This is a genomic window from Hyalangium gracile, assembly GCF_020103725.1.
Taxonomy (GTDB): Bacteria; Myxococcota; Myxococcia; order Myxococcales; family Myxococcaceae; genus Hyalangium; species Hyalangium gracile.
This window is the reverse complement of record NZ_JAHXBG010000002.1, coordinates 589314-603687: the sequence shown is the minus strand read 5'-3', so window position 1 is coordinate 603687 and position 14374 is coordinate 589314. Positions and strand designations below refer to the sequence as shown.

Here is a 14374-nt window from a genome sequence, read left to right as displayed (position 1 = left end):
TCTCCTCCGCGGTTCAGACGGGAGGACCCGCCCGCTGGCCTCCGCCGGGCAGTACGACGATGAACTCCGCGTACTTGCCCTCCTCGGACTCCACCGAGAGCCTGCCTCCCAGCGACACCACGACGATCTCGTGGCTGATGGACAGGCCCAGCCCCGTGCCTTCTCCCGTCGGCTTGGTGGTGAAGAAGGGCGTGAAGAGCTTCTCTCGCAGCGCGGCGGGGATTCCCTTGCCGTTGTCCCGGACGCGGATCTCCACCTCCTTGCCCGTCCACCGCGTGGACACCTTCACCCGGGCCTCCTCCGTGCTGCCGGACTGCTGGGCCTTCTCGCTCGCCGAGTAGCAGGCGTTGTCCACCAGGTTCAGCACCACCCGGCGGATGTCGTCCGACACCAGCTGCACGTCCGGCAGCGTGGCGTCGAAGGCCGTCTCGATGATCACGTTGCGGCGGGTGCTCTTCGCCTTCAGCCCATGGTGCACCAGGCGCACCGCCTCCTCCACGAGCTGGTTCACGTTGGTGGCCCGCTTGTCGCCCCGCTTGCCCCGCGCGTGCTGCAGCATCCCGTCGATGATGCTGACGGCCCGCTGCCCGTGCTCGCGGATCTTCCGCGTGTTCAGCTCCAGCTCCTCCAGGATGTCCTCCATCTCCTGTACCTGCGCGGGCGGCGCGAGCCGCGCGCCGGGCTTCATCTCCCGGAGCTCCTTCACCCGTTCGTTCGAGAGCGCCGCGAAGTTGCTCACGAAGTTCAGCGGGTTCTTCAGCTCGTGCGCGATGCCGGCGGTGAGCGCTCCCAGCGAGGCCAGCTTCTCCTGCGTGACGATCTGCGCATGCATCGTCTTGAGCGTCTCCAGCGCCCGCTGCAGCTCCGCGTTCTTGCTGTGCAGCTCGGCCGTGCGGTCCGCCACCCGATCCTCCAGGGTGTGGCTGTAGTCCTCGAGCCGCCGGTACAGCTCCGCGTTCTCGATGGAGATGGCCGCCTGGCTCGTCAGCATCCCCAGCACCTTGAGCCGGCTGGTGTTGAAGGCGCCCGGCGTCAGGTTGTTCTCCAGGTAGAACAGCCCCAGCACCTGCCCCCGGTGCCGGATGGGCGCGCAGAGCACCGAGCGGATCTTGTTCCCGGAGACGTACGGATCCTTGCGCCAGGCCTCCATCGCGGACGCGTCGTCCAGCATCAGGTGCGTCCCGCTCTGCAGCACCTGGGTGACGATCGCGTGGCAGAGTCCAGCGCTCTCCGCCAGCGGCTGGGCCGTCTCCGCCTCGGCGCTCCGGTGGCCGACCTCGCCCTTGGCCTCGACGAAGAACTCCTGGCCTCGCCGCAGCACCAGCGCGCCGCGCTGCGCCCCCGCGCTCTCCATGACGACGTGGATGAGGTTGGCCACCAGCTGGGGGAAGAGGATCTCGCTCGAGATCGCCTGGGACGCCTTCATCGCCGAGGTGATGTCGAAGGACGAGGAGATCGACTCGGAGCTGGACGGGTGCGTGGAGGCTCCGCGCTCCGTCTGCAGCGTCGCCGTGGTCGTCGAGCTCCGAGGCTTCCCATCCCAGTGCCGCAGGGCGCTGCCGTGGGAGAGCAGCAGGTTGGACTGCTCGACGGCCAGGAGCCGGGCCTTGGTGCTGGCTCCCCAGCGCTCGTAGGCGTAGAGCGCCTCGAGCAGGTACGCCGAGGAGAGCAGCCGGCGCCCCTTCGTCGCCAGTGCGCGGAAGGCCTGCTCGCAGGCGATGGCCTCCACCCCCACGAACCCGCTGGAGCGCGCCGCCGCGATCGCGCGCTCGTACTCGGCGATCGCCTCCGGCTCCCGTTGCTGCACCCGGTGGAGCTCCGCGCTCACCAGCAGGTGATAGGGCGCGAAGTTCTCCGGACAGCGGTGCGCGTACTTCTCCAGCGCGGCGCGGTGCTGCTCCATCACCTGCAGCAGCTCCTTGCGCCGCTCTTCGCTCGCGTCGGCGTACACCGCGGCCGCGCTCAGCGCGTGGTAGAAGGCGTGCGTGGCCACGTGGAAGAGGCCGGAGATGAACGGCAGGAGCGGCACCACCTCCGCGGCCTGGCCCAGCGCCTCGGCCGGCTGTCTCAGCAGGTAGTTCCGCTCGGCCGAGGCCAGCTTCAGGTACGCCAGCGCCGTGTTCGACGTCCCGCTGGGGGGCGGCGGGGACGCGGGATCCTCCACTCCCGTGAGCGCCAGCAGCGTCCGGTGCATGCCCAGGAACATCTGCAGCGAGTCCGGGTCCTTCTTCGTCTCGAGGAAGTCGATGAAGCGGCGGTTCTCCGCCAGGATCTCCAGCAGGGGATCTCCCACCGCCACGCGCCGCCACAGCCGCACGATCAGGCAGTGCCCGGCGTAGATCCAGTCGCCGCTCTCCATCAGCCCCTTGTACGCCTCGGTGAGCTCGGCGACGCCGGAGCGCGCGCTCTGCGTCCAGTGATCGATCAGCCCCGCCCGGAGGTAGCGGACGCGGGCGTGCAGCATGGGATCCCGGAAGCGCGCGGACAGCTCGACGGCGAGCTGGCCGAACTCCCGGCCCGTCGCGGGCTCATCCAGCGCCGACGCCAGGAGGACGCCGTAGATGACGTAGCCGAACGCCGAGAAGCGGCTGTTGCCATGCTCCAGCGAGAGCCGGACGATCCGCAGCACCAGCAGCGCGAAGAGGCTCTGGTCCACCATGTACGCCGACGCCGCGATGCTGGCCAGCAGGTGGATGGACAGCTCCGCGTTCGGATCCCTCATCCGCGGCAGCTCGAGCAGGTCCGACGGCTTGCGGCCCGCCAGCCCCTCCGCCACGGCGCCCAGCTCCGCGCCGAGCGCCGCCAGATCCACCGTGGCCGGTATGTCCACTCCCAGCAGGCGCAGGCCCGCGATGCCGAGCTGGATCGCCTCCTGGTGCTGGCTGTTGAGGGAGCTCAGCGTCGCCTGCATCGCATGGACGCTCGCCTTCTGGGCCGCGCTGCGGGCCTGCGAGAGCAGCGTGGCGAAGCCCTGCGAGGCCGCGTCGAACTCACCGGCCAGGTAGCTGGACTCGGCCAGCTCCAGCTGGAGCGTGAAGGCCCGGTCATACTCACGCTCCCAGGCGGACGGGTTCAGCAGCGCGCTGCCGGTGCGGAAGAGCTCGCAGGCGGTGCGGTACGCGCCCGAGGCCTTCGCGCGGCGCCCCGTCCGCAGGTGGAGGTCGGCCAGCTCGAGCCGGAGCGCCGCGGGGCCCACCCGGTCCGGGTCGTACGCGAGGTGCGGGAGGACGACGAAGGCGCGCTCCTCCAGGGTGCCCGTGGCACGGGCCTCCTCGATCAGCCGCAGGCCCACGTGGATGTGGTGAGCCGCCCGCGAGCCCGTGGGCAGCAGGGCATAGGCCGCCTGGCGGACCCGATCGTGCAGGAAGCGGAAGGACACCTCGAGATCCGCCGGCAGCGGGATGCCACCCTGGGGATCCAGCAGCATGTAGTCCTTGTGGAGCGGCAGCACGAAGCCTCGCTCGACCGCGCTCCAGAGCCTCCGGGCCGTCTCCTGTGCTGGCTGGCCGTGGACCACGACGAGATCCCTGAAGCTGAACACCACCCCCAGGCAGGCCGCCAGCTGCAGCAGCTCCCCCGTCTCCGGAGGCAGGCGCCGCAGCTCCTCGGCCATCAGCCCGGCCACGTCGCTGGGGATCTCTCGCGCCTCGATCTGGGCCAGATCCCACTCCCACCGGCCGGTGCGCGTCTCGTAGCGGATCAGCCCCTGGTCGTGCAGGAAGCGGAGGAACTCGCGGACGGAGAAGGGGTTGCCCGCGGTCCTCGAGTGGATGAGCTGGCCGAACTCCAGCGCGCGGCCGCTGTCGACGCCGGTGGCCTCGCGGACCATGCGCGCGACCTCCTCGGGCGCGAGCGGCGCCAGGTGGATCTCCCGGACCGGCGTGCCCGTGGCGCGCAGCTCGTCCATCGCCAGGGCCAGCGGATGCGAGGGTGGCACCTCGGTGTCGCGGAAGGAGCCGACGGGCAGCAGGTGGTGACAGTCCGGATCCCGCGCCAGCGACTGCAGGAGCGTGAGCGTGGCGAGGTCCGCCCACTGCAGGTCATCCAGGAAGAGCACGAGCGGGCGCTCGGCGGTGGCGAAGGACTGGAGCGCCCGGGCCAGCACGCGGTTGAGGCGGTTCCTGGACTCGGCGGCGGGCAGGGGCGCGGAGGGGGGCTGCTCGCCGAGCAGCGCGCGGGTCTCCGGCACTGCCTCCACGAGCACGGCCGCGTTCACCCCGAGCGCCGCGTCCAGCCGCTGGCGCACCCGCTCCGTCTCCTCCTCACCCTCGGCCTGCGTCTGACGCACGAGCTCGCGCAGGGCCTGGTGGACGGCGTCGAACGGCACGCCGCGCAGCAGCTGGTCGCACTTGCCGGAGGTGAAGCGGCCATGGCTGGCCGCCGTCACCCGGTGGAGCTCGTTGACGAGCGAAGTCTTTCCGATGCCCGCCGAGCCGGAGATCAGCAGCAGCTCTCCACGGCCCGCCACGGCGCGCGCGTGAGCCGACGCCAGCAGCTCGATGTCCGCGGCGCGCCCGTAGAGCCCCTGGGGCAGGCGGAACTGGACCGTCCGGTCCATCGTGCCGAGCGGGAAGGGCGTGAGCGGCTCCCCGGCCTGGAGCCGGCGCTGGCACTCCTCGAGATCGGCGATGAGGCCCCAGGCGCTCTGGTAGCGGGCGGCGGGATCCTTGGCGAGCAGCTTGAGCACGATGGCCGCGATGCACTCTGGGATGGTGGAGACGTGCTTGCGCGGCGAGGGCGGCACCTGGGCGACGTGGGCGTGCAGCAGCTCGAGCGGCGTCTCGGCCTCGAAGGGCCGGTGGTTCGTCAGCAGCTCGAAGAAGGTGGCGCCCAGCGCATAGAAGTCCGCTCGGTAGTCCACGCCGCGGTTCATGCGCCCCGTCTGCTCGGGCGCCATGTAGGCCAGGGTTCCCGTCAGGTAGGTGGGGCTCTCGGGGCTGACCGCCTCCACCTCGAGCGCCACGGAGATGGAGAAGTCGGCGATCTTCAGCATCCCCGTGTCGGGGTTGGCGATGATGTTCTGCGGCTTGATGTCCTTGTGGATGACGCCCTGGCGGTGGATGTGGCCCAGGGCCGCGGTGATGCGGATGGCGTACTGGAGGAACGTCTCCACATCCAGCGGGCCGCGCTCGTCCAGCAGGTGCGACAGCGAGCGGCCTCCGAAGTCCTCCAGCACCAGGGCCACCCGGTCGCTGAGGTCCTCGAGGCCGATCACCCGGATGATGCCTTCGCCCTGGACGCGGCGGGCGATGGCGTGCTCGCGGTGGATCTCCAGGGTGCGGCGCCGGTCCAGGTAGTCGCTGCCGGGCAGCTTGAGGATGACGGGGCACTCATCCCGCTCCCGTGTGGCCCGGATGAGCATCGAGCGCGCGCTCTCGTGGAGTGTCTCGTGGAAGGTGTATCCCGCACGCTGTGGCATGGCTCGTGACTCCTACGTCCTCTCGCGGTCGCGCCCAGGCCACAGCCTACTACCGAGGCATGGGGAAACGTCGGGCTCCCCCGGCTGCTCGGGTAGCGGCTGGCTTCGAGGCAGGTCATTGCCTACCCGGACGGTGGTTTGCTGGGCGGGAAGGGGGCCAGGGCGGTACACTCCGCCGGCCGTGTCCGAGGAACATGAGGGAGCCAACGCTCCGCAAGGCAGCAATGACACCGTCCTGGCGAAGCCAGGGCCGTCGCCAGCAGCGAGCGCGGAGGGCGAGGGTGTCTTCGCCGGGCGCTACATGCTGCTGGGGAAGATCGGCCGTGGCGGCATGGGCACCGTCTATCGGGCGCGTGACACCCTGGTGGGCGATGTCGTCGCCCTGAAGATGCTGGAGCTGGAGGCCGAGCAGCGAGCCGATCTGCTGGAGCGCTTCCGCCGCGAGGTCCGACTGGCCCGGCGCATCTCCCACCCCCACGTGGCGCGCACGCACGATCTGGGCGAGCACGGGGGCCACCTCTTCCTGACCATGGAGTACGTGGAGGGGGAGGATCTGCAGTCGCTGCTGGTGCGGGAGCGGGCGCTGGGAGCGGTGCGAGCGGCGCGGATCGCACTGGCGGTGTGCGAGGGGCTGGCCGCGGCTCACGCGGCCGGTGTGGTGCACCGGGACCTGAAGCCGGCCAACGTGCTCGTGGAGAAGGGCGGCCGGGTGGTGCTCACCGACTTCGGCATTGCCCGGGCCATGGCGGGAGAGTCGGCCTCGCGCACGCAGGGCATGGTGGGCACGCCCATGTACATGTCCCCGGAGCAGCTCGAGGGCGGCGAGGTGGAGGCGCGCTCGGATCTGTACGCGGTGGGGCTGCTGCTCTACGAGATGCTCACCGGCGAGGCGCCCTTCACCGGGGACTCGCCAATGGCGGTGGCCTTCGCGCGGCTGAGGCAGCCTCCGCCAGATCCGGCGGGCCGCCCCGGCGTTCCGGATGCGCTGGCCCACCTGGTGCGCGAGTGCCTGGCGCGGGAGCCCTCAGAGCGCCCCGCCGGAGCGCACGAGGTGGCCACGGTGCTGCGGACCTGGCTGGGCTCCATGGGCGAGGCGGTGGAGCTGACCACCCATGCGAGCACGCCCATCCCCGGCTTCCAGGCCCCGGGGCCCGTGACTCCGAGCATCCCCGTCTCCGCTCAGGGCGCGGGTGCTCTGGCCGGCACGCCTTCGCCCCGGCAGACGCCGCGGACGACGAGCCGCTCCGGAATGCAGGGGCTGGCCGTGCTGCCGCTGCGCTTCATCGGCCCCAAGGAGCAGGAATACCTGGGAGACGGGGTGACGGAAGGGCTGATCGACATCCTGTCCCGCACCCGGGGCGTGCGGGTGCAGAGCAGCGGGGCGACGGCGCGCTTCCGCAGCGAGCGGGATCCCCGCGTGGTGGGGCGTGAGCTGGGCGTGGAGCTCATGGTCGACGGCACGGTGCAGAGCCTCGGGAAGATGGTGCGCGTCTCGCTGCGGCTGGTGGAGGTCGCCTCCGGCGTGCAGCTCTGGAACGGGCGCTTCGAGGACTCGGGAGAGGACGCATTCGCGCTCCAGGATCGGCTGGGGCGGCGGATGACGGAGGCGCTGCGCTGCGAGCTGCTCATCGCCGCGTACCGCGCGCACGCGACGCCCGAGGTGGAGTCGCTCTACCGTCAGGCGCTGGTGCAGGCCAGCTCGGCGCCCCGGGTGCTCCCGGACGACGTGCTCGGGCCGCTGGAAGAGTGCATCGCGCGGGCGCCCGGCTTCCTGCCGGCCATCGGCCTGCACGCCCTGGCCACCATGCGGACGTGGTTCATGCGCTCGCCGGAGCAGCAGCAGACCTGGCTGTCCGTGTCCATGGCCAGCATGGAGCGCGCCAACCAGCAGGCCCCGGAGCTGGTGGACACGCTCCTGGCCAGGTCCATGCGAGCCACCCAGGAGGGCAACTGGCGGGGGGCGGTGGTGGCGCTCCGGGCCGTGCTGGACGCGGCGCCGACCTGCGCCGGAGCCCTGCAGTACCTCGGGAGCCTGCAGTGCGAGGCGGGCCGGGCGGACGAGGGGCTGCAGCGCCTGCGCACGGCCTTCGAGCTGGACCCCACCATGTCCAGCGCCCAGTACGAGATCGCCCGCTGCAGCGCGCTCCGGGGGCAGATGGAGGAGTACCGCGAGGCGCTCGAGAAGCTGGCGGCCTTTCCATTCCTCCGCCTGCCGTCGCTCCTCCTGCGCATGCGGATCGCCGCGTGGAAGCGGGATCTCGAGGAGGTGCAGCGGTGCCGGATCGAGCTGCGCCACGAGCCGAACTCACTCGCGCGCAACACGGAGCTCTACGCGTCCGCCGTCCTGGGAGAGGTGCCGGTGGAGGAGACGATGGTGAGCTTCGACATGGTGCTCGGGGGCCTGGTGAGCCCGAGGTTCGCGTCGATGCTCTGTCAGCTCGCGACGGAGGTGCTGTGCCTGACGGATCGTCCGGAGCTCGCGCTGACGTACTTCCAGCGGGCGGCGAACACGGCGCTCATCGATCTGGAGTGGATTGATCGCTGCCCGGCACTCACCGCCATGCGCTCGCTCCCCGGCTTCAACGAGGGGCGGCTCAAGGTGCGCACCCGCGTCGAGTCCATCTGGTCCGTCTGAATGGGACTGCTCCTGCTGCTGTGCCTGGGGGCCGCGCCGATCACCGTCTCCGCCGGCGGAGATCTGCAGACTGGCGCCAGCACGCCCGAGGCGCAGGTGGCGGCGCTGGGCACGCTGCTCCAGGGGGACGTGCGGTTCGTCAACCTGGAGGGCCCGCTCACGGCATCGGGCCGGGAGTCCGGGCTGGCCGAGGACGGGACGCCGGTCGGGGCGCTGAAGTTCAACGCGCCCCCCCGGGTGGCGGGCTGGCTCGAGGGCCGCGTGGACGTGGTGTCGCTGGCGAACAACCACGCGCTGGACCAGGGCGAGCAGGGGCTCACGGAGACGGTGGCGCACCTGCGAGCCCGGGGCCTCCAGGTGGCCACGGCCTCCACGGAGGCGGAGTGGAGCGTCCGGGAGCGCCGGGTGCGGCTCATCGCGCGCAACCTGTCCGACAAGTGGACCGAGTCGGAGGCCTCCGCGCTGGAGGCCCGGGTCCGCGAGTCACGCGCGGCGGGGCCGGTGCTCGTGTCGCTGCACTGGGGGCGCGCCGGAGCCCTGCTGCCCACGAGGGAGCAGCGCAGGCTGGCGGCTCGGCTCATCGACGCGGGGGCCACGGCGGTGCTCGGCCACGGTCCTCACACGCCGCAGGGCATCGAGCGGCGCGGGCGCGGGGTCATCGCGTACTCCCTGGGCAACCTGGCGTTCTCCTGTAGCTGTACGGACGAGCGGGATGCCTATGTCCTGCGCTTCCGCATCGACGCCACGGGAGCCGCCGTGGACGTGGAGGCGGTGCCGCTGCGCGCCGGCCTGCGCGAGCCACCTCGGCGCGCGGAGGACGATCCAGGCGTGGCGCAGCTCATCGAGAGCCTCTCCGACGATCTCGGCAGCGACGCGCGCATCCAGGCAGGCCGGGTGCGCATCCGCTGAGGCGGCCGGCACGGCGCGCACGAGTGTGGCAGCATGCTCGGGTGCTCACGCGTCCCATGCCCGTCCTGGCTCGGCCTCTCCGAAGTGTCCTGCTGCTGCTGTCGCTCGGAGGGCCCGTGGCGGCCACGGCGGGGGAGGGGAGCGAGGCTCCGGCGGAGGCTCCTCCTCGCGCGCTGGCCTGCCTGGCGAAGTGGTACCCGGTGGAGCCGGTGCGGGTGGACGGCGAGTGGAAGGCTCGGCTGCCCGGGGGCAAGACGTACCCGTTCGATGACGGGCGCACGAAGTCCTTCGAGGAGAAGCTCGACGCGCCCGATCTGGAGGACACGTTCTCCATTCCCTACCGGGCGGGCCCCATCGCTCCGGTGACGCGGGAGAACGAGGACCCCGGGCGCTTCCGCTTCGATCCGCTGTTCCACGCGGCCTACGGCGCGTCCGAGGAGCAGGTGGACGTGGTGGGCATCACCTTCCTGGGGCAGAAGCTCAAGGTGCACCGCAAGGTGGCGCCCGTCTTCGCGCGGGTGGAGCAGCGGCTCGCGGCGGTGCTGGAGAAGGAGCCGGCGCTGCGCCCCTTCCTCACCAACGTGGGCGGCACCTTCAACTGGCGGAAGATCGCCAACACGAACCGCCAGAGCGCCCACTCGTATGGCGTGTCCATCGACCTGAACGTGGCGCGCTCCCATTACTGGGAGTGGGCGAAGCCGAAGAGCCCGGTGCGCTGGGAGAATCGCATCCCCCAGGTCATCGTGGACGCTTTCGAGGCGGAGGGCTTCATCTGGGGCGGGCGCTGGTACCACTACGACACCATGCACTTCGAGTACCGCCCCGAGCTGCTCGACCCGGCGTGCCGGGAAGGCTGAGCCCCGCCCCGCCGGCTCACATCGCCGTCATGCCGCCGTCGAGCACCAGCTCCGAGCCCGTCATCAGCGAGGACTCGTCCGAGGCCAGGTACACGACGGCGTGCGCCACCTCGTCCGGCTGCCCCAGGCGCCCCAGGGGAATGCTCTTGCCCAGCCTCTCCTTGGCCGCGGCGGCATCACCCATCACGCTGGCCAGCTTGTCCAGCATGGGCGTCTCCACGTACACGGGGTGGACGGAGTTGCAGCGGATGTCGTAGCCCTTCTGCGCGCAGTGCAGCGCCACGGACTTCGTGAGCAGGCGCACGGAGGCCTTGCTGGAGCAGTAGGCGGGGAAGGCCGCCGACCCCACCAGCGCCGCCACGGAGCTCATATTGATGATGGAGCCCTTGGCGCCGCACTGCCGCATGGCGCGGATGGCTTGCTTGCAGCCCAGGAACACACCGTCCTGGTTCACCGAGTGCACCCACCGCCACTCCTGGAGCGAGATCGTCTCCACGTCCTTGACGATGCCGACGCCCGCGTTGTTCACCATCACGTCCAGCCGGCCGAAGGTCGCCAGCACCGCATCCACCGCCGGGGTCCAGTCCTCCTCGCGGGTGACGTCCAGGCGCCAGAAGCGCGTGGCCATGCCCAGCTCCTTCGCGAGGGCCTGGCCCGCCTGCTCGTTCAGGTCCGTGATGGCCACGCGCGCGCCCTCGCGCACGAGCATCCGCACCGAGGCCGCGCCGAGCCCTGACGCGCCGCCCGTCACCATCACTACCTTGCCTTCCACTCTTCCTGGCATCGTTTCTCCCGTTCTGCTCGAGGTCCGGGAGAGCCTACCGTTTTCCTCCCTGCGAGCCAGGGAGAAGCGGCGCGGCGTGGGGCCTCAGCCGCCCTCCACCCAGTCCTGCATGGCGCGCGAGGAGGCGAAGGTGTTCCAGGAGACCTCCTTCACGGACGTGCCCACCAGCACGCCTCCGCCGCGCACCGAGGAGACCGACGAGCAGAAGCCGACCCGCCGGAGGTTCTTCGCGTAGCGGCGGTGGAGCTCGACCACCGCTTCGACCTCGCGAGTGCTCCAGCCTGTCATCTCGGACAGATCGTACGCCACGCCCCAGGGGCCCGGCTGACGGAGCACCTGCTCGACCGAGAGCAGCGAGCGCTTGAGCCACTCCGCGTCCCCGCGCGTCCGGACCCTGACGAAGACCGTGCGCCCCTTCACCTCGAGCGAGAGCGGGCCGGCCGTCTGGCTCGCCATCACCGCGGGCGCGGCTGGGGCCGCCGAGCCGGTGTCGAGCATGAGCCGCTCCAGCTCGTCCGCGAAGTCCTGCACCCGCCGGAAGCGCCGCTCGGGGTCCTCGGCGAGGCTCTGCGAGAACAGGGAGAACAGGCGCGTGTCCCGCACGGGCACCTTGGAGGCCGCGGCGCTCCAGGGCCTCGGGGGACGCTCGCGGTAGAGCCCCTCGTAGAGCACGGTGGCCAGCGCGAAGAGATCGGCGCGGCCGTCGGCGGAGGCCGGGCGCGCGCGCTGCTCCGGCGCGACGTAGGGGCTCGGGCTGGTGGCCTCGTCCTCCCTCAGCCGCGCCAGCCCGAAGTCGGCCACCTTCACCGTGCCCGAGTCGGTCAGCAGGATGTTCTCCGGCTTCAGCCCGCGGTGCGCCAGCCCGCGCTGGTGCGCGTGGTGGAGCGCCTTGGACACCTCGAGCACCAGCCGCATTGCGGCCTGGGTGTCCGGCAGCTCCGCGGCGCGCTTCCGCAGCGAGCCCCCGAAGAGGTACTCCGTCGCCACGTAGTACTGGTCCCCCGCGCGCCCGCGCTCCACCAGCTCCGCGATGTGCGGGTGGCGCAGCGCCAGCAGGGGCGCCGTCTCCTTCTCGAAGCGGGTGGGGAAGCCCGGGTGCGCCGTGAGCCGGGGGGAGAAGAGCTTGAGCGCCACGGCGCGTCCCGCCTTCGTCCGGGCGTGCCAGGTCTGTCCCGACGGGCCTGCCCCGAGGAACTCGAGCGCGAGGAAGCCTTCCAGCTGAGGGAGAGGAGGGGTAGCGCCGTGCGCCCGGGCTTCTGTCGTGCTGCCAGTCTGCCCGTTCACGCGGGGTACCTCTCCGTGAGAGCGCTAGCGACTTCCCCTGCCCGCGGTGCCTTGCGGGTACGAGGACACTCTACGCTCGCGACACCACCGCGTGTCCATCCGCCACGTGACCGATGACGTGACGCGCAAGCGCCTCCGGCAGCCGCCGTCCGCGGCTCAGAGAGAGGACATCCGAGGAAAGCAGGGGAGTCCGCCGGGTCAGCGCCTACCCCTGCGCCAGGCCTCGAGCTCCGCCCGCTTGCGCGCGCCCTGCTCGTCGAGGTGCTGCTGCCAGGCCTTGCGGTGTGGCCGGAGCGCGTCGGCGATCGCGCGGGCCACCACGAGGTTGCGATACCACTTGGCGTCCGCGGGCACGACGATCCACGGAGCCATCTCCGTCGAGGTGCGCGACAGGGCCTCCTCGTAGGCCTCCGTGTACTCGTCCCAGAGCTCGCGCTCCTCCCAGTCCCCGGCGTTGAGCTTCCAGGACGTGCGCGGATCCTCCTCGCGCTTGAGCAGGCGCTTCTTCTGCTCGCCGCGGCTGATGTGGAGGAAGAACTTGAGGATGATCGTCCCGTGCTCGGCGAGCAGCTCCTCGAAGTCGCGGATGTGATCGTAGCGCTCCTTCCAGAGCGACTTCGGCACGAGATCGTGCACGCGGACGACGAGCACGTCCTCGTAGTGGGAGCGGTTGAAGATGGCGAACTCGCCCCGGCGCGGCGCGTGGCGGTGGACGCGCCAGAGGAAGTCGTGCTCCAGCTCCTCCGGCGTGGGCGCGCCGAAGGACGTCACGTGGACGCCGCGAGGGTTGAGGCTGCCCACCACGTGCTTGATGGCGCCGTCCTTGCCCGCGCTGTCGCGCCCCTGGAGGATGACGAGCACGGAGTGCTGGCGTGAGCCCCAGAGCAGGTCCTGCAGATCGAAGAGCTCCTGACCCAGCGTCTCGAACTCCTCCCGGGCGTGCTCCTGGGTGAGCCCCCTGGGCGGCTTCTCGGAGATGGAGGCGAGCTTGACCTTCGCTCCTGGCTTGTCGAACACGGTGAAGTCCACGGTCTTCTCCTCTTGGCGAGCTGCTGCGGACGGAGGGTCAGGGCTTCTTCTTCGGGCTCTTCTTCGAGGCGGACGGGTCGGGCTTCGCCTTGGGGCGGCTCTGCTCGGCGATCTCGCTGCTGCGCCTGGCGAGCAGGGCCATCGCGTCGGTGATCTGGAGCCGGGCCAGCCTGGCCATCTGCTTCAGGCTCTCTCGGGTCGACTCGAGGATCTCCCGGGCCCCGGCCCGGTCTCCATCCTCCGCGGTCTCATCCGCGCGGGCCGTGTGCCGCTGCACGAACGCCACGGAGGCGTGCTTCAGGGCCTCGGGATCCAGCGCGCCGCGTCCCCTGGCCTTCGCGGGATTGAGCTCCGCCTTCACGCTCAGGCTCTGGGTGCGGCGCTTCTCGGTGAGCGCGTCCTCGTACTGGAGATCGATCTGGGCCAGCTCGATGGGGCGCACCTCCTTGCCGACGTTGTCCGTGGAGAGGTGGAGGACGAGCCGGATCACCTCGCCCGAGCCCACCTCGCCCACGGGGACTCGCGCGAGGCTGCCCTGGACGGCGGCATCCAGCCCCATCACCCCCAGCAGGGTGACGGTGGGGCCCACCCTCACGCGCAGCTCCACGGCGCTGGCCGCGCGACGCACGAGATCCAGCTGCCGCCGGGTCGACACGCGCGTCGTCGCGGCCGAGTCATTCAGGCTGGCGGCGAAGCCCCAGCCCTGCTTCGCCATGCCGGCCATCAGATCCAGATCGGCGTCCTCGCCGATGGCCACCGTGTTCACGTGGATGCTGTGCTGCTCGCGGGCCGCGCGGGCGAGCCGGGCCAGGCCGTCCTGATCCACCATGCCATCGGTGGGGCGGCCATCGCTCAGGAGGATCACCTGGCGGTAGAGGCCCGCCTCCGAGGGCTTGGAGAGCTGCGCGAAGGCGGCCTCGAGCCCCGCGGAGAGGTCGCTGCGGCCCACCGCCTCCATCTCCGACACGAGCGCCTTCATCCTCGCGCGGTGCTCGGCGGTCAGCGGCTCGATGGGGAGGACCTCCGGCTCGTCGCTCACGCGGATGATGGCCAGTTGATCCTTCTCGGTCATCCCGTCGATCACGCTCAGCGCGGCCTTCCGGGCGATGAGCAGGCGGCGGCCGGCCGTCGAGGCCGAGCGATCGATGACCAGCGCCACGCTGGCGGCGGGAGGCTCTCCCGGTGGGAAGGAGAGGGAGCGCAGCTCCAGGACGGCGAAGAGCTCCTGTCGGCCGTTCCCCAGGAAGCGGGGGGTGACCTTGCTCGACATCCGGATCGAGCCGTCTCGATAGGCGTCGAGCCACGTCTCCTTCCAACCCTCCGCCCAGTCCGGCACCACGGGCTCCTCGGCGAGCGCGAGCCCGGAGAGCAGGAGCGTGGCCAGCAGGAGGAAGGAAGACCCTCGGTGGATTTCAGCTCGGCCCATGGACTTCCTCGCGGCGAGGGGGAGGCGGTTC

Annotated in this window: 8 protein-coding genes; 3 read left to right on the top strand and 5 right to left on the bottom strand. The window is 71.2% G+C overall.

Annotation, left to right across the window (positions count from 1 at the left end):
• Positions 1–13: 13 nt before the first annotated feature.
• Positions 14–5419, bottom strand: a complete 5406-nt coding sequence (locus KY572_RS05990; protein ID WP_224241299.1) for a trifunctional serine/threonine-protein kinase/ATP-binding protein/sensor histidine kinase — start codon at positions 5417–5419, stop codon at positions 14–16.
• Between the two features lie 181 nt (positions 5420–5600).
• On the opposite strand from KY572_RS05990, the gene KY572_RS05985 reads away from it, so the two are divergent.
• From KY572_RS05985 to KY572_RS05975, 3 genes are read left to right on the top strand one after another with little or no spacing between them, the layout of a single operon-like run.
• On the top strand, positions 5601–8054 hold the full coding sequence (locus KY572_RS05985; RefSeq protein WP_224241297.1) for a protein kinase domain-containing protein: 2454 nt from the start codon (positions 5601–5603) through the stop codon (positions 8052–8054).
• The gene (locus tag KY572_RS05980; protein WP_224241295.1) at positions 8055–8963 is read left to right on the top strand and encodes a CapA family protein; all 909 of its coding nucleotides are present in this window, start codon (positions 8055–8057) and stop codon (positions 8961–8963) included.
• A 56-nt stretch (positions 8964–9019) separates the two neighbouring features.
• Positions 9020–9820, top strand: a complete 801-nt coding sequence (locus KY572_RS05975) for a M15 family metallopeptidase (RefSeq protein ID WP_224241293.1) — start codon at positions 9020–9022, stop codon at positions 9818–9820.
• Between the two features lie 16 nt (positions 9821–9836).
• Here the strand turns inward: KY572_RS05975 and KY572_RS05970 are convergent, their stop codons facing one another.
• The 4 genes from KY572_RS05970 to KY572_RS05955 all read right to left on the bottom strand — a co-directional run bounded on the left by KY572_RS05970 (position 9837) and on the right by KY572_RS05955 (position 14343).
• Positions 9837–10592, bottom strand: a complete 756-nt coding sequence (locus KY572_RS05970; protein ID WP_317987818.1) for a glucose 1-dehydrogenase — start codon at positions 10590–10592, stop codon at positions 9837–9839.
• A gap of 96 nt (positions 10593–10688) precedes the next feature.
• Entirely contained in the window at positions 10689–11888 is a 1200-nt protein-coding gene (locus KY572_RS05965; protein ID WP_224241288.1) for a serine/threonine-protein kinase, read from the bottom strand.
• A gap of 198 nt (positions 11889–12086) precedes the next feature.
• A complete protein-coding gene (locus KY572_RS05960; RefSeq protein WP_224241286.1) occupies positions 12087–12917 on the bottom strand; it encodes a PPK2 family polyphosphate kinase in 831 nt (276 codons plus the stop codon).
• Positions 12918–12954: 37 nt separating this feature from the next.
• Positions 12955–14343, bottom strand: a complete 1389-nt coding sequence (locus tag KY572_RS05955; RefSeq protein WP_224241285.1) for a vWA domain-containing protein — start codon at positions 14341–14343, stop codon at positions 12955–12957.
• Positions 14344–14374: the final 31 nt, after the last annotated feature.